General features: G+C 66.8%; 17 protein-coding genes. 10 read left to right on the forward strand and 7 right to left on the reverse strand.

Translation table 11 applies throughout. From position 1 onward, the window contains the following. Positions 1 to 7: 7 nt before the first annotated feature. Complete coding sequence (locus tag AB0I19_RS10935; RefSeq protein WP_357147172.1) at positions 8 to 427, forward strand: hypothetical protein; 420 nt, start codon at positions 8 to 10, stop codon at positions 425 to 427. Here AB0I19_RS10935 and AB0I19_RS10940 read toward each other — a convergent pair whose 3' ends face one another. The 6 genes from AB0I19_RS10940 to AB0I19_RS10965 all read right to left on the reverse strand — a co-directional run bounded on the left by AB0I19_RS10940 (position 428) and on the right by AB0I19_RS10965 (position 7,428). Then, complete coding sequence (locus AB0I19_RS10940) at positions 428 to 790, reverse strand: hypothetical protein (protein WP_357147174.1); 363 nt, start codon at positions 788 to 790, stop codon at positions 428 to 430. A 109-nt stretch (positions 791 to 899) separates the two neighbouring features. Then, on the reverse strand, positions 900 to 2,237 hold the full coding sequence (glmM, locus tag AB0I19_RS10945) for a phosphoglucosamine mutase (protein ID WP_357147177.1): 1,338 nt from the start codon (positions 2,235 to 2,237) through the stop codon (positions 900 to 902). Between the two features lie 139 nt (positions 2,238 to 2,376). Next, positions 2,377 to 2,898 carry a 30S ribosomal protein S9 gene (gene rpsI / locus AB0I19_RS10950; RefSeq protein ID WP_357147180.1) on the reverse strand — a complete coding sequence of 174 codons (522 nt, stop codon included), beginning with the start codon at positions 2,896 to 2,898 and terminating at the stop codon, positions 2,377 to 2,379. Next, positions 2,895 to 3,338 (reverse strand): 50S ribosomal protein L13, encoded by a 444-nt coding sequence (gene rplM / locus AB0I19_RS10955; protein WP_022567307.1) that lies wholly within the window; start codon positions 3,336 to 3,338, stop codon positions 2,895 to 2,897. Before rplM ends, rpsI begins: the two co-directional genes overlap by 4 nt. Positions 3,339 to 3,518: 180 nt before the next feature. Then, positions 3,519 to 4,820, reverse strand: coding sequence for a hypothetical protein (locus tag AB0I19_RS10960; RefSeq protein ID WP_357147183.1), 1,302 nt, complete (start codon positions 4,818 to 4,820; stop codon positions 3,519 to 3,521). A 70-nt stretch (positions 4,821 to 4,890) separates the two neighbouring features. Then, entirely contained in the window at positions 4,891 to 7,428 is a 2,538-nt protein-coding gene (locus tag AB0I19_RS10965) for an FHA domain-containing protein (RefSeq protein WP_357147186.1), read from the reverse strand. A gap of 107 nt (positions 7,429 to 7,535) precedes the next feature. On the opposite strand from AB0I19_RS10965, the gene AB0I19_RS10970 reads away from it, so the two are divergent. After that, positions 7,536 to 8,981: a metallopeptidase gene (locus AB0I19_RS10970; protein ID WP_357147188.1), complete on the forward strand. Its 1,446-nt coding sequence runs from the start codon at positions 7,536 to 7,538 to the stop codon at positions 8,979 to 8,981. 1 nt (position 8,982) lies between these two features. Here AB0I19_RS10970 and AB0I19_RS10975 read toward each other — a convergent pair whose 3' ends face one another. Continuing rightward, positions 8,983 to 10,260, reverse strand: a complete 1,278-nt coding sequence (locus AB0I19_RS10975) for an FHA domain-containing protein (RefSeq protein ID WP_357147191.1) — start codon at positions 10,258 to 10,260, stop codon at positions 8,983 to 8,985. A gap of 167 nt (positions 10,261 to 10,427) precedes the next feature. On the opposite strand from AB0I19_RS10975, the gene AB0I19_RS10980 reads away from it, so the two are divergent. The 8 genes from AB0I19_RS10980 to AB0I19_RS11015 all read left to right on the forward strand — a co-directional run bounded on the left by AB0I19_RS10980 (position 10,428) and on the right by AB0I19_RS11015 (position 18,406). Then, positions 10,428 to 11,618 carry a hypothetical protein gene (locus AB0I19_RS10980; RefSeq protein WP_357147194.1) on the forward strand — a complete coding sequence of 397 codons (1,191 nt, stop codon included), beginning with the start codon at positions 10,428 to 10,430 and terminating at the stop codon, positions 11,616 to 11,618. A gap of 56 nt (positions 11,619 to 11,674) precedes the next feature. Then, complete coding sequence (locus tag AB0I19_RS10985; protein WP_357147197.1) at positions 11,675 to 12,865, forward strand: hypothetical protein; 1,191 nt, start codon at positions 11,675 to 11,677, stop codon at positions 12,863 to 12,865. Further along, positions 12,862 to 14,097 carry a hypothetical protein gene (locus tag AB0I19_RS10990; RefSeq protein WP_357147200.1) on the forward strand — a complete coding sequence of 412 codons (1,236 nt, stop codon included), beginning with the start codon at positions 12,862 to 12,864 and terminating at the stop codon, positions 14,095 to 14,097. The genes AB0I19_RS10985 and AB0I19_RS10990 overlap by 4 nt, the downstream gene beginning before the upstream one ends. A 76-nt stretch (positions 14,098 to 14,173) precedes the next feature. After that, positions 14,174 to 15,688: a serine/threonine-protein kinase gene (locus tag AB0I19_RS10995; RefSeq protein ID WP_357147203.1), complete on the forward strand. Its 1,515-nt coding sequence runs from the start codon at positions 14,174 to 14,176 to the stop codon at positions 15,686 to 15,688. A 168-nt stretch (positions 15,689 to 15,856) separates the two neighbouring features. Further along, a complete protein-coding gene (locus tag AB0I19_RS11000) occupies positions 15,857 to 16,180 on the forward strand; it encodes a WXG100 family type VII secretion target (protein WP_357147206.1) in 324 nt (107 codons plus the stop codon). Next, positions 16,177 to 16,479, forward strand: a complete 303-nt coding sequence (locus AB0I19_RS11005; RefSeq protein ID WP_357147209.1) for a WXG100 family type VII secretion target — start codon at positions 16,177 to 16,179, stop codon at positions 16,477 to 16,479. The genes AB0I19_RS11000 and AB0I19_RS11005 overlap by 4 nt, the downstream gene beginning before the upstream one ends. 27 nt (positions 16,480 to 16,506) lie before the next feature. Then, positions 16,507 to 17,919 carry a deaminase domain-containing protein gene (locus tag AB0I19_RS11010; protein WP_357147211.1) on the forward strand — a complete coding sequence of 471 codons (1,413 nt, stop codon included), beginning with the start codon at positions 16,507 to 16,509 and terminating at the stop codon, positions 17,917 to 17,919. Beyond that, a complete protein-coding gene (locus tag AB0I19_RS11015) occupies positions 17,909 to 18,406 on the forward strand; it encodes an SMI1/KNR4 family protein (RefSeq protein WP_357147214.1) in 498 nt (165 codons plus the stop codon). The genes AB0I19_RS11010 and AB0I19_RS11015 overlap by 11 nt, the downstream gene beginning before the upstream one ends. Positions 18,407 to 18,833: the final 427 nt, after the last annotated feature.

The following is an 18,833-nucleotide window of genomic DNA, read 5'->3' on the forward strand; positions in this document are numbered from 1 at the left end:
ACACCGCATGGCATTAGGTATCGACACCCGCGTCACCCTGCTCGTCGCCGGTCTGATCTTCCTGAGCGCGCTGCTGCTCGGGATCTGGAAGTATCGCGGCATCCGGGTCGACGGCGCCGCGCACGTCTACGTCGACATCGCGCACCGTGCGGCCCTGATGTACTCCTTCGCGGGCCTGGTGCTTGCCGTGTTCACCGAGCTCAGCGCCTGGCCCACACTCGTGAATCTGGCCGCCGACCTGGTGGTTCTCGCGTTCTTCGCCGGGGCTATCGCCAGCTACGCGATGCACGGCCTGCGCCGCGACACCACCGACCAGTTCGCCGGGCAGATCTCCGGCGCGCTGAAGCTGTCGATGTACGGGCTGATCGTGGGTGAGGTCGGTGGTTTCCTCGTGCTGTTCACCGGTTTCATCGCCGGCCAGTTCTGATCAGATCGATTGGACCACAGCCGTTTCCGCCGCACCGAACAGGTCGATATCGGACCCGAACTTGATCCCGACCAATCCGGCCACGAGCGTGGCGAGCAGGATCGCGACAACCGCGATCAGCGGCCGTGAGCGCGGCGAGGGCCGCGGCACCGCCACCGCACCGCTGCGCGACGTCTCGGCCTCGATGCGCTGACCATATCCTTCGTCGCGGATCGGCACCGTCGGCGAATACCCCTGCGGCACTTCGCGACACCCAGGCCGTCCGCACGCCCCACCGCAGCGGTGTGGCTCGCCGTACTCGTAGTACTGATCCTGGTAGTTGCGGGCAGGCAGCGGCGCCATGATCGGCCCCCTTCGAATCATGCTGCGCGCCTAACTTTCCGGTGCGCCGAGCGAGCACACGCGCCACGGGCACACAGGTCCTTACGGCGTACGCCGATAGTAGATGCAGCGGCGACGGCACGCCAGCCGATCAGACGGCGGCGACCTGCTTTGCCAGGTCGTCGGCCAGCTGACGCGCCTGCGCCGGATCGGTGGCCTCGACCATCACCCGAACCAGCTGCTCGGTGCCGCTGGGGCGCAACAGCACCCGGCCCGACTCACCGAGCATGCGCTCCGCCTCGGCCACCGCGTCGCGCACCTCGGGGGCAGCGGCGACCGCGGCCTTGTCCGACACCTTCACGTTCACCAGCACCTGCGGCACGGTGCTCATCACCGACGCCAGCTCCCCGAGCCCACGACCGGTCTGGGCCATCCGCGCCATCAACCGCAGTCCGGTGAGCACACCGTCGCCGGTGGTGCCGTAGCGCGGGAAAACCACGTGACCCGACTGTTCGCCACCGAGACTGAACCCGCCGCGACGCAGTTCCTCGAGCACATAGCGGTCACCGACAGCGGCGGTGAGCACGCGAATACCAGCCTCGCGCATGGCGATATGCAGACCGAGGTTGCTCATCACCGTGGCAACCAGGGTGTCCTCGACCAACTCACCTGACTCACGCATGGCCAGCGCGAGCACCGCCATGATCTTGTCGCCGTCGACCACCTCGCCGGCGGCATCGACCGCGAGACACCGGTCGGCGTCGCCATCGAGCGCGACACCCAGGTCGGCGCCGTTGGCGAGCACCGCGGCGCGGACCGCGTCCAGATGGGTGGAGCCGCAGCCGTCGTTGATGTTGAGACCGTTGGGTTCGGCGTTGATCGCGATCACCGTCGCGCCCGCCTCCCGGTACACCTGCGGCGCCACCTCGGCGGCCGCGCCGTGCGCGCAGTCGACGACAACGGTGAGCCCGGACAGGTTCTCCCCGGTCGATTCGAGCAGGTGCTCGACATAGCGTTCGTGGGTGCCCTCGACGGTGTAGTCGCCGCGCACGCGACCGATGCCCGCGCCGGTCGGGCGCACGGTGGTGCCGTCGGCGATCAGGGCCTCGATCCGCTGTTCCACGGCGTCGTCGAGCTTGTGCCCGCCCGCCGCGAAGATCTTGATGCCGTTGTCGGGCATGGGGTTGTGCGAGGCGGAGATCATCACGCCGAAGCACGCGTCGTAGAGCCCGGTGAGGTAGGCCACGGCCGGGGTGGGCAGCACACCGACGGACAGCACGTCGACACCGGTGGCGGTCAGGCCCGCGGTCACCGCGGCCTCGAGCATCTCGCCGCTGGCCCGCGGATCACGGCCGAGAACCGCGACCGGACGCTTCTTGCCCCGGCTGAGTACCTGCGCCGCCGCACCGGCGACCCGCATCGCCAGCTCCGGGCTCAAAGACTCGTTGGCGAGCCCACGAACGCCGTCCGTACCGAAAAGCTGTCCCATACCTGCCCCTTGTAGGTGGTCCATATACAGCACGAGAGCAGGCGACCAGCCGTGCTGGAAGCCTGCTCTCGCACACGTGCTCCGCAGACCGTACCGCCTCAGCCAAGGTAGGCGAAGACGGTGGTCGGCAGTGCCGAAATCAGCGCTTCGAGTACTGAGGCGCCTTACGGGCCTTCTTGAGGCCGTACTTCTTGCGCTCGGTGGCACGCGGGTCACGAGTCAGGAAGCCTGCACGCTTGAGCGCGGGGCGATCCTCGGGGGTGACCTCGATCAGCGCGCGGGCGATGGCCAGACGCAGGGCGCCTGCCTGACCCGAGGGGCCGCCGCCGTGCAGCAGGGCGACGATGTCGAAGGACTCGGTCCGCTCGACGGTCACCAGCGGGGACTTCACCAGCTGCTGGTGCACCTTGTTCGGGAAGTAATCCTCGATGGTGCGGCCGTTGAGGGTGAAGTTGCCGGAGCCCGGAACCAGTCGCACGCGGACGACGGCTTCCTTACGACGGCCGACGGTCTGCACGGGACGATCGATGACGATCGGCTCGTAGGACGCCTCGTAGACGGTCTCGCCCTCGTCGTAGCCTTCGCCGTCTTCGACGACCTCGACCACGGTCTCGTCGACCGCGTCGAACTCTTCGGGGGTGAACTCTTCAGGAGCGGTCACTGGGCCACCTGCTTGATCTCGAACGGAACCGGCTGCTGCGCGGCGTGGGGGTGGTTCGGGCCTGCGTAGACCTTCAGCTTGCCCGCGATCGCGTTGCCCAGCTTGTTCTTCGGGATCATGCCCTTGACGGCCTTCTCCACGAGACGATCGGGACGGGTCGCCAACACCTCGCCGACAGTGCGCGACTTGAGGCCGCCCGGGTGTCCGCTGTGGTGGTGGATCAGCTTGTCCTGCTTCTTGTTGCCGGAGATGGCAACCTTGTCCGCGTTGATGATGATGACGAAGTCGCCACCATCGACGTGGGGTGCGTAGGTCGGCTTGCCCTTGCCGCGCAGCAGGCCAGCGGCCTGCACGGCGAGACGGCCGAGGACTACGTCAGTGGCGTCGATGACGTACCACTTGCGGGTGACGTCACCTGCCTTGGGGCTGTACGTAGGCACAGTCGTTCCCTGTCTGTCGTCGGTGTTGCCGGCCAACTGTTATGGATCCCGTAGTCGAGATTTGTCCCGGCGGCCGGTGGAGACCCGGGACATCGCGGAGACACCGAACCGCGAACGGGTCGACGTTCCACACGCCAGCGGCCAACGATACCAGCCGGGTATGACGCCCCCACAATCGGACTAGATGACCACCGGTGGGCCCGGGTCGGTGGTGCGCGCCGGGCCAGGGATCAGGTAGCGCAGGTTGTCGATGCCGGGGGTGGCGCACCCGTCGACGATGCTGCCGTCCGCGGTCGCGATGCCCTCGGGCGGCGTGGTGTTGACGTACGGGGTGAACGCGCAGTCCGAGGCGTCGGCCGCGAGGGTGGTGTCGGTCTGCCAGCCGGTGGCGGCGAGCGCCAGCGCACCGAGCACGGCGGGTGCGCCGAAGAAGCCCTTCTTGACCTTGCCGAGGAGCTTTCCGCGCTGGTCGGCTTCGTCGTCGAGCGCGTGCCGCCCACCGGACTGGGCGGGCGGTCCGGCCACGAAACCGGCGGGCCCCGGTGGCTGGGCGGCGGGCGGCGCGGCAGGCGGCGCACCCCAGCCGACCTGGGCGGCGTAGGCCTGCCCCGGATGCTGCGGCTCGGGGTAGTCGTCCTCGTCGAACGGCTCGGTGACCAGCAGATGCGCGGCGCCGAGCACCAGCGCGTGCATCGGATGATCGGCCACCTGCAGCCGCTGTCCGAGGTGGTTCTGGAAGGCCAGGCGCAGTGCGTCGTTGAAGCAGACGTTGCCCGCGAGCAGCACCGTCGAGGTGTCGGCGCCGATGGAACGGGCCGCGGCCATCGCCTCGATCACCACGTTGTCGGCGGTGCGCGCGTCGCGCAGCGCCTCCGGGTTCACCGAGACCTCCACCGATTCGGTCGGCTGCTCGTCGTCGCTGTGCACCGCGACGACCAGCAGCGTGCGGCCGTCGGAGTAGATGCCGGTGGCGCCGATGCCGGTGTGGTGCCGCTCGCTCGGCGGCGAGACCAGGCCGAGCGCGCGCAGGTAACCCGACAGCGCGACGCTCTCCGGTAGCGGTTCGACGACCACGTCGAGCTGTTCGACCAGCCCGGCGTAGACCTCGACCTTCTCCTCCGGCCAGCTGTCCGGATACGGCAACGCCACCAGCTGCGGCTTACCGCGCAGATACTTGCCGACGGCGGCCAGCGGGTTGTAGAGCCGGGCCCGGAACACCAGTTCGGCGGGCCAGGTGGCGCCGGCGATCACGATCTGCGGGTGCCCGAGGATGTCGCGCACGTCGGCGATCGCCATCCCCAGATCGGGTCGCTGCCGGTCGACACCGGCGGTGTGCAACCTGCCCGCGGCGTCGGCGAGCAGGTAGGCGGGCGGGGTGTAGGTGCCCTCCACCTGAACCGGGCGGATGGGGGTCTCACCGCCACCCGCGGCGACAGACACCACATCCCACCCCAGATGCAGGGCGCCAACTCGAACGGTCACAGGCTCAAGTGTGCCCGGTCGGCGCTCGACACGCGCAGTGTGTCCGCCGAAACGACGTTGACCTGCCCGATCATGCCTGCGACCGCTTCAATCGCAGGCGGGTCCAGGTGAGGAACGCCAGGGCGGCGGTGATCACGAGCACCATGGCGATGTCGAGGATCCAGATGCCGACCGAGTGCGTCCAGAGCGAATCGTCCTGCGCACCCCAGAACAGGTTCTTCAGATCGACGGTCGACGCGCCCGACGCGTAACCCCAGCGGGCCGGGAACAGGTACGACACCTGCTCGAGGCCGACGCGGTCGGTCACCGGGATCAGACCACCGGCCATCACGAGCTGCACCATGATCATCACCACGAGCATCGGCATGACCTGCTCGTTGGACTTGGCCAGGCTCGACATCAGCAGACCGAACACCACACAGCAGACCGCCGTCATGGCGATGTCGATGTAGAGCTCGATGCTGCCGTTCGGAATCAGCGACCCGGCACCGGGCGGGTTCTTGCCGAGCAGGGTGATGCCGATCAGCACCGCGGACTGCAGGAACGCGACCACGCTGAACACCGCGATCTTGGCAAGCAGGTACGCCGACGGCAACAGCCCGACCGCCCGTTCGCGGTGGAAGATCGTCCGCTCACCGACCAGGTCACGCACGCTGAGCGTCGCACCCATGAAGCACGCGCCGAGGATGAGCACAACCAGCAGCTGCTGGGTCTCGCTACCACCGGACTTGGCGAACGACCCGTCGGGCTGGGCGACCAGCGGCCCCGCGGCGAATCCGTTCTCACCGGGCACCACCAGCGACAACGCGCCGAGAATGAACGGCAGCACCACCAGGAACACCAGATAACCGCGGTCGGCGAAGATCAACCGCAACTGTCTGCGCGCCAACGTGCTGAACTGCCGCATGCCACTGGACTGCGGCGGCGCACCGGCATTGCCGCGCTGCAACGGCTGGGGCGGCGGTGGCGGCGGCACATAGGCCTGCCTCGACCGATACGCCGCGAAGGCCTGGTCCGGGTTGGCGGCGACATTGGCGAAGATCTCGGCCCAGTCGCTGGTACCCATCGCCGCGCCGACACCACCGGGGTGGCCGGCGAACGCGGTCTTGCCACCGGGCGCGAGCAGCACCACCTGGTCACACATGTCCAGGCAGGCCACGGAGTGGGTGACCACGATGACCACGCGACCGGCGTCGGCCAGTTCGCGCAGCATCTGCATGACCTGCCGGTCCAGCGCCGGATCGAGGCCCGAGGTCGGCTCGTCGAGGATCAGCAGCGACGGACCGGTGAGCAGCTCCATCGCCACCGACGCGCGCTTGCGCTGACCGCCGGACAGCCGGTCGACCCGGGTATCGGCGTGCTGGGTGAGCGAAAGCTCTTGCAGCACACCGTCGATCACCTGCTGGCGGTCGGCCTTGGTGGTATCGGGCGGCAGCCGCAGCTCGGCGGCGAAACCGAGGGCCTGGCGGACGGTGAGCTGACGGTGCAGCACATCGTCCTGGGGAACCATGCCGATACGCGAACGCAGCGCCTCGTATTCGGCGTGCAGGTTGCGGCCCTCGAAGGTGACCACACCGCCGGAGGGCTGGGTGTTGCCCGCGATCAGCTTCGACAGCGTCGACTTGCCCGCGCCCGAGGGGCCGATCAGCGCGGTCAGCGTGCCACGCCCGGCCTGCATGTTCACATCGACGAGCAACTGCTTGTTGCCCTCGACGGTGAACCCGACCCCGTGCACCGTGAGACCCAGCTCGGCGACCGGCTTCTGCCGGTGCACCAGCGCGCCCTGCGCGACGACGAAGTCGATGTTGCCGATGGTGACGATGTCCCGCTCGTGCAGCACCGTGCGCTGCTGGCGGTGACCGTTGACGAAGGTGCCGTTGGCCGACCCGAGGTCCTCGACGACCAGCCCCTCCGGCGAGGAAACCAGCCGCGCGTGCTTGCGCGAGGCCAGCGGGTCGTTCACCACGATCTGGTTGTCGGAGGTGCGACCGATGCTCAGGCCGCCGGGTGGGATGCGGTCGCCGCGCGCCACCGGTTCGGTCGAGGCCGCCTTGCGCACCGGCGGCAGCATCGAGGAGTCGGCGCGGCGGGTCATATTGATGTTGTCCTGCGGCGCGACCGGCTGCGACGGCAGCTGCGAGGTCGGCACGTACTGCGGCCGGGCGGGTGGTTGCTGCTGTTGCGGAGTCGGATGTGACGGTGGCTGGAAGGACGGGCGTTGCGGCGGACGGTGCTGCTGTTGCTGCTGCGAAGGCGGCGCGACCATGGTCGCCGCGTGCCGCGATCCCGCCCCCGGCGCCGCGGGCACGAGGTGCAGCAGCGGCCCGCTGATCGCGTCACCCAGGCGCACCTGGGTCGGCCGGTCGATCGAGACCGGCTGACTCAGCCTGCGGGCGTCTACGAAAACGCCGTTGGTACTGCCGTTGTCGGCGAGTACCCAGGCGCCGTTGCTGAAGCGCAGAGTGGCGTGCACGCGCGAGACCAGCGGACTGTCCACGAACAGGGTGACCTCGGGCGCACGGCCCATGGTGATCTGCTGGCTCGCTTCGAAGACTCGTTCGGTTCCATCATGGCGCACGGTGATGGTCTGCGCCCCCGGTGAAGACATGGAGCGGATACTATGCCATCGCCCGGACATCGGCGGTGCCCCCGAGACGGCTTCACACCCGATCCGGCGACCGACCTGCACGTGTATCCGGCCGACCAGGGGGACCGATGCCGAAAGGCCAAGTGCTCGTTGCCATCACCGCCGTGCTATGCGCACTGCTGAGTGTGGGCTGCACACGGGCGGTCGACGGCCGCGCGGTCTCGATCTACGACGACCCCTTCCGGGTGGCCGGTCTGCCGACCACCGGCGGCCCGAACGGCCCACGACCGGGCGTCGCGGATTCGTCGCTCACCGCGTCCAACGGTGACGGCGGCGAGGTCGACGCCCTCGCCCTCAACGCCATCGAGGACATCCAGACCTACTGGGAGTCGGTGTTCGGCACCGAGTTCCATGGCGAGACGTTCGACCCGGTCACCACCCTCATCTCCTGGGACGCGCGCGCCCCACGGAACTCGGCGGTCGAGTTCTGCAAGGAAACCACCTACCACCTGGTGAACGCCGCCTACTGCCGCAGCGACAACTCCATCGGCTGGGACCGCGCGATGCTGCTGCCGACGATGAGCGAGACCTTCGGCCCGATGTCGGTGGTGATGGTGCTCGCCCACGAATACGGGCACGCCATCCAGACCATGGCCAAGATGGTCACCAAGAAGACCCCGGTACTGGTGAAGGAACAGCAGGCCGACTGTTTCGCGGGGGCGTTCATGCGTCATGTCGCCGAGGGCAAGTCGAAGCACTTCACCATCAACACCTCCGACGGCCTCAATTCCGTACTGGCCGCGACGGTTTCGATTCGCGATTCCGACCCCGACGATCCGGAGAGCGTGCACGGTTCGGCGTTCGAGCGGGTCACGGCGGTGCAGATCGGTTTCACCGACGGTGCGCGCGGCTGCAAGGGCATCGACGAGGACGAGATCGAATCGCGCCGTGGCAATCTGCCGCAGAGTTTCTCCGGCGACCAGGGACGCGGCGAATACCCCATCACCCAGAGCAATCTGGTCGAGTTGAGCAAGGCCCTGCAGGCGATTCTGCCGGTCCAGCAATCACCCTCCTACGACTACTCGGGATCGCAGGTGGAGTGCGACGACGGTGCCGTCACCGACCCGGTCACCTACTGCCCCACCAAGAACGTGATCGCCACCGACGTGCCCGGCCTGGCCGAACGCGGTTCCGCCGACGACAGCGACGACGGCCCGCTCCCGGTGAAGGTGAGCGGCGACTACAACGGCTACGTCCTGTTCATCTCCCGCTACACCCTCGCCGTGCAGCGCAGCAACGGCCAAGCGCTCACCGGCGCGAAGACGGGCCTGCGCGCGGCCTGCCTGTCGGGCGTGGTCACCGGCAAACTCGCCGAGCCCGGCCGTCCGGTCAGCCAGGGCGACATCCAGCTCTCGGCGGGCGACCTGGACGAAGCGGTCTCCGGCCTGCTCACCGACGGCCTCGCCGCCAGCGACGCCGAGGGCAACACCGTCCCCAGCGGCTTCTCCCGCGTCGACGCCTTCCGCGCGGGCGTCCTCAACGGCGCGACAACCTGCGAGTCGCGCTACAGCTGACTCAGCCGAATGGGGGCGGCGCGGCGGGTTCGTAGCGCAGAACCCGGTTGCCGATCATGATCTCGGTGCCGGGGACGAGCACCAGCGGCTGGTTCGGGGTGAGCCGGATCCAGTCGCGGTAGCCGGGCAGCCGGCTGCGAGTTCCGTTGGTGGAACCGCGATCCAGCAGTTGCACGTCCCAATTCACCAGGTGCACTTCGGCATGCGCACGTGACATGCCACCGGAGGTGTCGTCGATGCGCAACGGGATCAGGCCGCGTTGGGCCGCTTCGGAATTCTCCGGGTCGCGCCCGATCACCGCATCGGCCGCGAGCAGGTAGGTCATGCCGTCGTCGAGGACGAGCATGCCGAGCGGCGGGCGGACCACTTCGGCCAGCGCCTGGGTCTGGTCGACCGGCATGCCGCACACCGTGCAGAACGCCGAGCGCGGGTCGCTGGGATGCGCACGCGCGCACTTGAATCCCATCACCTTCACCGTCAGCACCGTCGAACGGGCCGTCGCCTCGAGCCTGCGCTGCAGATCGGGGTCGGGTTCGGGGGCGGGATTGGTTCCGGCGGTGCGGGTTTCGGCGTTGTGCGGGTCGACGAGGTCGTGGTTCGTCCCGGTCACCGCGTCCAGCATCGAGGTCGCGGGCTGCATCCCCGTGGCAGGCGCCTCGGCCGGACGCGAATCATGTTGCGGTTGGCGTGGTTCCCGGTCGATGCGGGCAGTGGGCGGCGGCAGGCGGCGAGCGTCCGGGTCGGCGGTACGCACCCGGCTTCGCACATCGTTGGCCCACACCACGGCCCCGGCCGCCTGCGCGATGCCTTCGACCAGCCAGCCGATGCCGCGTTCGGCGGGCAGGTCGGGGATGCGGCCTTTGGCATCATCGACGAACAGCGCCACGCCCTTGGCTGGTTCGGAGGCCACCCGGTCGACGGTGAACGCCGCGTCACTACCGCGGTAGTACTCGGGTCCCCGGTCGCCCGCGAGCACGGCGGTCACCGCGCCGTGCAGGAAGATCGCGACACCACCGTTGTCGGCGGCCGAGAGGACCCCGAAGTCGATCGGCACACCCGGCGAGATCTGCTCGGCGTGCTTCATCAGCCACCGGGTGGCCTCCCGCGCGACCGAGGCGCCCGGCCCGGCCGGTTCCGCCTCCACCGCGGTGCGGACGAGCTCGGCCAGCGATTCCAATGCGACAGCGGCGGTGGATTCCGGGGTGAGGCGTCCGGGCTGCCGGTGCGCCACCGCGATCACCGCTCCCGCCACATGCGCCACGGCATGCGCGCCTGGCACGATTTCGACCTGCCGATCCCTCACAGGTATCGGCCTCCACCGGAACCGCGCAGCAGGGTCGTCGACATGACATCCAGACTATGGCAAAGCACCACACTTAGGGCCCCCTGGGCGGGCTTGTTCCGGTAACTTCACACCTACAGCGGGAGGAACACCGAGGGGCAGCCATGATCAGGATCCGCGTCGCGTTCGCATTGTCGGCAGTCACGATCGCCCTCACGGGCTGCGCGGTGAGTGGCACCCCCGTCGCAGGTGAGATCGATGTGCGCAAACTCGAGGTGGGGACATTCGCCGTCGAGAAGCGCTCGCACGATGAAAAGGCCGGTAGCGCAGGTCCGCTCGTGGAGGGCATGCGGATGTCGGGCGCCGTGCCGCCGACGGTCCGGATCGATCCGTCGATGTCGTACGGGCGCGGGTCGACCGTGATCCCGTCGGTGGAACGCGCGCTCGACTTCATCGCCAATGTGTCGCGTCCGGTACTGGAGAACCGCAAGTTCGTCACCGGCTACGTGACGCTCGGCGCCGACCGCGCCGATCCCGACGGCAGCAAACGACCCGGCCCCGACGCCACCGCCATCACCACCGCGGTGCTGCGTTTTCCCGACAGCGCCTCGGCCACGCTGGCCGCCCGCGAACTCGAGGACGTCGACCTCGGCGTCTCCCCGGACAACCGCAAGCTCGCCTCGACGAAATACCCCGAGGCATACGTGCATTGGCGTCCCGGCATCCCCACCGTCGGCGCCTTCCACGCGCACAAGGAATTCGTGATCTCGCTGTTCGTGCAGCGGCCGCGCGCCGACGCCGACGACCTCGTGTCCTGGATCGATATGTCGCTGGAAGCGAGCCTGGCCCAGCTCGCGAAGTTCACCCCGACCCCCTACGACAAGCTCGCCGACCTGCCCGTCGACCCCGACGGCCTGCTGGCCCGCGCCGTCGTCGAGGACACCACCGAGACCGAGCCCGACCAGAGCACTTTCGCCGTGTACAGCCCCGAGCACATCGTGAGCCGGGTCGACGACGAGACCGCCCGCGAACGCCTCCTCGAAGCCGCGGGCGCCGACCGGTACGCCCTGGTCGAAGGTGGCGCCATCGCCCGCGTCCGCGATCAGGCGGGGGCCGAAGCGCTGATGCAGGGCTTCATCGATTCCGCCGAGCACTACGATTCCGTGCCCGCGCCCACCGACGTGCCCGGCGCCAAATGCTTCGAACTCAATTCGAAGGGCAACTCCGACATCGATTCCGAATACCGCTGCTACGTTCCGTACAAGCGCTACCTGGCTATTGTCGGCGCCGAGCAGGAACCCGAGATCCGGCAGAAAGTCGCCGCCCAATACGCCCTGCTGGCCAACAGTTTGTAGGTCGCCAGAACGGGTTACTATTCCGCCGACCGTCGTTTCGGGGAGGAATGATCGCCGTGCTGTCGAGGAAACCGGCCTGCGCCGCACTGGCGACCGTCCTGCTCACCGGCCTGCTGGCGTGCGGTTCCGGGGAGGAAGCGGCCGCGGCGAGTGATCCGCCGGTCGACCTGGCCGCCCTCGATGTGGGCAACTACCCGACGCAGCCCCGGGTGGTCGGCGCCGTCGCGAGCATGGATCAGGCCCGGTTCATCGAGGCCGAACGCCTCGGCGATCACGTCCCCGCCCCCGCCGATATCGATCCCCGGTTCATTCACACCAACCCGTCGATCGCCTCGGTGTTCATCGATCCCGAGGCGGCGCTCGGCAAGATCATGGCCGTCGACCGGTTCGGCGAGATCGCCCCCGACTTCATCGGCGGTTTCGTGAGTTCGGCCCAGACCAAGCCCGACAACCACGGCATCGACATGGTCAACGCCGTCATGATCTTCCCCGACGCGCAGAAGGCCACCGCCGCCGCGACCGCGCTCGAGCAACTCGATTTCGGTTATGCGCCCAACAATCAGCCGATCGAGATACCGGGTTACCCTGCGGCGAAAGCACATTGGCAGCCCGACCAGCAGTCGATCGGATCGTGGTTCGCCACCGGACATCTGGTGATCTACACCTGGTTCTTCGACTATCTGAAGATCTGGCTCGGCAAGGTCGACAAGCAGGCCCTGCTCGAGCTGACCCGCAAGAGTCTCGACACCATCGTCCCCTCGGTCGCGAACTTCACTCCCACCGCCGATCTGATGACTCTGCAGCGTGACCGCGAAGGCATGCTCGGCCGCACCGCGCCCCGCCCGCGCGAGGATTCCTGGCTCAACCCGCCCGGCGTCTACGCGGGCCGCACCGCCCGCCATTTCACCTCCGACCCGGTGAGCACGACCGCGATGATCGCCGACAACGGTGTCGACCTGTACGCCAGCGACGGCGCCGACGTCTACCGGGCGCGCGATATCGCGGGCGCGCAGGCCGTGCGCGACGAATTGGGCGGTCTCACCCGCAAATTCACCGCCGCCGACCCACCGAAGAATCTGCCGAGCGCCCGATGCAAGGAATACATCGGGCGCAATCAGCGCTTCGCGATCCGCTTCTATTGCGCGGTCTCCTACGACCGTTACGCCGCGTACGTGTGGTCCAACCAGCTCCTCGACGTGCAGCAACGCGCGGCCGCCCAGTACGCCCTGCTGGTGAACGCGTCATGAGAATCCGCCGTCTCGCGATTGCCCTGTTCGCCGTCGTCCTCGCGGGCTGTGGTTCCGAGGTCGCCGGTACCGCGCTGCCCGGCGAGATCGATATCCGCACCCTGGATGTCGGCAGCTTCCCCACCGAACCGGTGAACGCCCACGACGACGATCCTGTCCCCGATTTCTACGAGATGTACAACGTGGCCGGTATGCGTATCGCCGGTCACGTCATCGACGCCGCGGCCATCGATCCGCAGATGAAGTACGGCACCGGCGCCCGTGCCTTCTCCGACGGCACAACCCCGTGGGAGCTCGGCGATTACGACGTCGTCGAACCGATCGCCGAAAAGCACAACATGCTTTACGGATTCCTGTCCACCGGCGCCTCGACCGACTCCACCGTGAGCTCGACCGGGTGGCCGTCCAAGGAACCGACGAACAAATTCACCGCCGCCACCATGGTGCTGCAATTCCCCGACGCCGCCCGTGCCACCGCCGCGGCCCAGGAATTCCACGACGCCGACCTCGCCTCCCACGAGGGCCACAACCAGCCCGTCAGCATCCCCGGCCACCCCGCCGCCCGCTCCCACTGGCGGCCCGACTCGCCGTTCCTGCGCACCCTGCTCCCCCACGGCCCGTACGTGCTCGCGTTCCTGCTCTCGGTCGACAAACCCGACCTCGACGCCCTCACCACCCGGGCCGCCACCGCCTACGACAAGCAGATCGGCGCGCTGGCCGACGTCCCCGTCCTCACCGACGAAGAGGTATACACCCTCCCGTTCGACCCCGACCACCTGCTGGTCCGCACCCTCAACCCCGACCAGTTCACCTTCCCCGAAGGCGACGGCACCCACACGGTCACCACCAGGGCCGGCGCCCTCCACTTCGCCGGTGCCTCCGGTGTCCCGCTCTCCCCCGAACGCGACCGCCTCGCCGAGCAATTCGCCGCGATGAATGCCGAACAGGTCGCCTTCTCGCACGGTTCGATGGCCGTCCGCACCGCCGACCCGGCCTCGGCCCTGCGCGCGGTCACCGACAAACTCCTCCCCCACCACCCCAAAGCCGACGCGGCGCCACCACCCAATCTGCCCCACGCGGCCTGCACCGAGAACCGAACCCTGGACGGGGCCAAGCGTTTCAGCTGTGTGGTGGCGTACAAGCAGTACGTGGGTGTCGTCGGCGGCAATCAGTTGCTCGACGCGCACCAGCGTGCGGCGGCGCAATACGCGCTGTTCGCCAATACCCGATGACCGCCCCGCCCACGCCGGTTTCGCTATGCTCCGGCCCGAGCGGGACAGGATGCACCGAGTCAGGAGATCGTGAGATATGGCGATGAGCCCCGGCACCATCGTCGGCGGGTACCGGATCATCCGGAAGCTCGGCGCGGGCGGGATGGGCTCGGTCTATCTCGCGGCCCACCCCAGCCTGCCCCGCACCGACGCGCTGAAGATCCTCAGCGCCGAACTCAGCAACGACCCCGAGTTCCGTGCCCGCTTCGAGCGGGAGGCGAATCTGGCTGCCGGACTGGATCATCCGAATATCGTCTCCGTCTTCAACCGCGGCGAGGAACACGGCCAGCTGTGGATCGCCATGCAGTTCGTCGAGGGCACCGACGCCGCCGCCGAACTCGCCCGCGACCCGCAGGCCATGACCCCGCTGCGCGCCCTGCGCATCACCACCGAGGTCGGCAAGGGCCTGGATTTCGCGCACCGGCGCGGCCTGCTGCACCGCGACGTCAAACCGGCGAACTTCCTGCTGTCGAGCAGCTACGGCGACGAAGAGCGAGTCCTGCTCACCGATTTCGGCGTCGCGAAGTCGACCGACGACGCCTCCGAACTCACCCAGACCGGCAACTTCCTCGCCACCATCGCCTACGCGCCGCCGGAGCAACTGTCGGGTGCACACCTCGATCACCGCGCCGACATCTACAGCCTCGCCTGCTCGTTCTACAAGCTCCTCACCGGCCAAAACCCTTTTCCCGCAACGCAACCGGCCATGGTGATGATGGGTCACCTGCACGAACCGCCACCCCGGCCGACCGCGGTGCGCCCCGGCCTGCCGCCCGCGATCGACCACGTCATCGCCCGCGCCATGGCCAAGAACCCGAACGAGCGGTTCGGCACCTGCCGCGAATTCACCGACGCCGCGACCGCCGCCCTGGTCCCCGGTTCGCACCTCACCGGCCACCACACCGCCCCCACCTACCCCGTCCAGGTGCCGCAGCAGTGGTCACCACCCACTCCTCCCGCAGCCGCCGCCCCGGCACCCGAGAAGTCGAGGAACAAGCTGCTCCTCGCGGGCGCGGCCGCAGTGGCGGTGGTCGCGGTCGCCGCCGGTATCGGCATCTGGGCCTCGAGCGGAGATTCGGCCCCACCCGGCCCCTCGACCAGCACCACCGCCGCCCTGACCCCGCTGGAACAGGCCCGCAAGGACAACCCCGCCTTCGCAGGCAAAACCGTCCTCATGGTCGATGTGGCCGCCGACGGCAAACTCGCCACCTACCTCGGCGGCACCCTCCCCACGAAATTCTTCGAAGACCTCGGCTTCGTCTACAACCTCAACTACACGAAAACCGGCGAAGAACCCTCCCCCCGCCCCGTCACCAGCACCACCGCCCGCTTCGACACCCCCGACGACAGCTACATCCTCGCGGTCCGCAGCGACGAAAAAGCAGGCGGCGGCGGCCTCCTCGGCCTCCCCTACCAACTCACCGGCTCCCGAGCCACCGTCATCCCCATCGACGACCCCCTCACCGTCACCGCCATCCGCACCTGGACCACCACCTCCGAACAAACCCTCCTCTCCCGCCTCGTCCCGATCCTGAAGAATCGGGTGAAGTAGCCGGCCAGACGTGGGCGCGACGCAAGATCTGCCAAGCCCAGCCCTGAGCCATGTCGGCAGAGATACAGCACGGTGAGCCCCAGTTCTTGCGGCGCGGTAGGCTGTCGGCCGGTCGTACGCAGCAACATGGGGGCGGCAGGTAGGTTGTCGCGGATTTGTGGGGGAGAGATGGCGAGCGAGCAGCCTGCCGCCGGAGTCGTCGGCGTTGTCCCGGATGATGTGCAGAGTTTTGGGCGTGAGGCCTATCGCATTGCCGAGGAGTTGCGTTCTGCTTCGGCAAGTTTGGATACCGAGGTGCAGGGCCTGACCGCCACGTGGAAGGGTGCGGCCGCCGATTCTTATCTGGCCGGTTGGGATGAGATGCACCGTGGAGCCTTGGATGTCTGGGACACGCTGTACGTCCTGGCCGAACGGCTCGGGATCACCGCCGAGAACTTCCGTGCGACCGATGACGACAATGCCGCTGCGACCGTCACGTTGAACATGTCATGAGCACCGCAGACGATGGATTCGCAGTGGATCTCGAACACCTCGACGCGGTCACCGCGCGGATGCGTGGCTTGAAAGCTTATGTGGTGGACCAGCTCGCCGCCCTGGATGCCAAAGCCAAAGCTGTGATGCCCAATTGGAGCGGTGAGGCTGCGGCTGCTTACCAGACCGCGCACCAGGACTGGGCCGACGGCGCGACCGACGTGCAGGACGGGCTGGACGTGATGGAGAAGGCCGCGCAAACCGCGCACACGAATTACAGCGGTGCTATGGCGGCGAACCTCAAACGCCTAGGTTTGTAGCGACACATTTTGCGGGGGAAACTTTAGATGGATCTCACCTACGGTGCGTATTATTCGGTCGGAAATGCGTGCTTCGGGCTTGCTGATGACCTGCATGCCGCGTTCACGACCGAAACCGGGAAGCTGAACAATTGTGACGGCATGGCCGGTGTGGACGAAGAAGGCAAAGCATGGGCCACCGATTACGACACCCGCGTAAGCGAACTTCTGACCCTTGTCGCTGATCTCGGTGAAGCCGTTCAGAGACTCGGTAGGGTAGCGGTCCATTGTGGCTACGAACTCTATATGGGGAATTACAACAGCATCATCAATCCGGTCTCCCCGCCAACCGCCATGCCAGCTATGCCGACCGTCGAGCGGCGGTTCTATGGTGCACCGTGCAAAGCGGGCGCAGATCTGCAGGGAGGTCTGCGCGATGCCGCCGACGATGTCATCGGTCTGGCCAACAAGGTCGGAATCGCCATTCCCGACGGAGACACCGACCAACTCCAGGCTGCAGCAGAAGCCTGGAACCGGCTTCAACACGACTACACAGCACAGCTTTCCTCCGTCCTGACGAAGGCTGCCACTCTCATGGACACCTGCGACGCCGACGACGCCCGTGCAATCGCGGAGAAGCTACGCGGTCTCGAAGGGGTCGTCGGTGATGTTCTGGCGACGTGTGGCGAATTGTCAGCGATGTGCACCGAATTCAAAGACGCACTCTGGACCCTGCGAAAAGAGATGCTATGGAGCATCCTCCAAGAACTCGGCCTCAAAGTCGCCGAACGATTCATCCTCACCGCAGCCACATCCTTCCTCACCTTCGGCGCTTCCGCGGTCATCGGCGCGGCCGCGATCGCAGATACCGTCATCGACTACGCTCGTAAAATTGCCGACAAGGTGGCTGACTGGCGCAAGCTGAGAGCACAGGCAAAAGCCAACCGCAAGCAACGCGACCTCGGCGACTCCAAACGAAAGACCGATGAAGCGAAGAACCTAGACGACGAAAGCCCAACCGGAACGGGCGGCGACAACAGCAAACCGAAGAGCCAGAATCCTGATTTCGACGGCCAGCGGGAAGCCCAGGATCTTCGCGATCGCCTGGCAGAAAATGGCGAAACAGTCGGCAAGAAGAAGAACGTAGCGGTCGCGCGTGGAGAGATCGATGGCGAGGAAATAAACCTCGATGCGGTGAGCGGCCAAAGTTCCCCCAGCGGTACAGTCGAGGCTCCGGCCAATCCTACGCTTCGGCCGGTATCCGAGGACGGCACAACAGACCGGCCGTACGACTCCGAGTTCAAAATCCTGGACAACCTGGCACAACAGCTCAGCCCTGATGCCAAGGGAACGATCAACCTATATACTGAGAGAGCACCTTGCGATGCATGCCAGAGCGTGATCGACCAATTCAAGCAGAGATATCCCGGCGTGGAGGTGAACGTAACATATGGACCATAATAGTCAACAAAGACGTGCAATTGAAGCATTCGGCCAGGAATTGATAAATTCTGGCTTCGCCACTCCGGATACAATCATCGGTTGCGACCCAGAAGAAATTTCTCAGGTCGAGTCGGTTGCGCCCGATGGGTTCCCAATTCTCCAGCTTTACAGATCGTTCCTGGAAATCATGGGAAAGCAGGCCGGTACTCTATTCCGGGGGACCGACCTTTTCTTCCCCCGCATGCTCGACTCGAGAGATGCCGCTGAAGATATTCTCGGGGAGCGAATGTTGCCGGATAGGAGGTTCTACTTCGGCGACCATCAAGGATACAAAGTCTATTTCTTTGAAGCCGGATCCGATGCGGTTTACTACTACCAGGAAGGCAATCCGGACGTAAAGTTATTGGCGAACAATTTTCTGGATTTCTTGAGGAACGCGTGGAGTGCCCAGCATCGAATTCGGGAGTCAATAGCCACTCATGACCTGAGCATATTGGACAAATAGCAATACTCATTGATGCGTAAGGGACAGGCGGATTCATCAACCTCTTCGGCAAGCAGGTCGATCTCTCCTACGCCCGCAGAGCCGCGGTCTCACGGCTTCGCTTGCCAACTTTCCTGCCCGAACCACCGGTCGTCCCCTTGAACGACCCCCTCACCGCAACCGCCATCCGTTCTGGACCGCCGCCTCCGAGCGACCGCCTCTCCCGCCATGCCCCCATCCTCGAGAACCGGTGAATGGACAGTTGTCGGGCGCGATGCTGTAGACGGCTCCGATCCCAGCGTCTGACAAGGAAGTCATAACCATCGGTGCGCTACTATGCCCGCGAACCAGATCACCGGGGACGAGGTGGGCCATCGAGCTCACATCGGATCGAAAGAGTTAGTTGGAGGGGGAGGCGTGAGGTTCTGTCGTGGCGCATCGATAACCC

Origin of the sequence: Nocardia sp. NPDC050413 (genome assembly GCF_040655475.1) — a bacterium.
Taxonomy (GTDB): domain Bacteria; phylum Actinomycetota; class Actinomycetes; order Mycobacteriales; family Mycobacteriaceae; genus Nocardia; species Nocardia coubleae.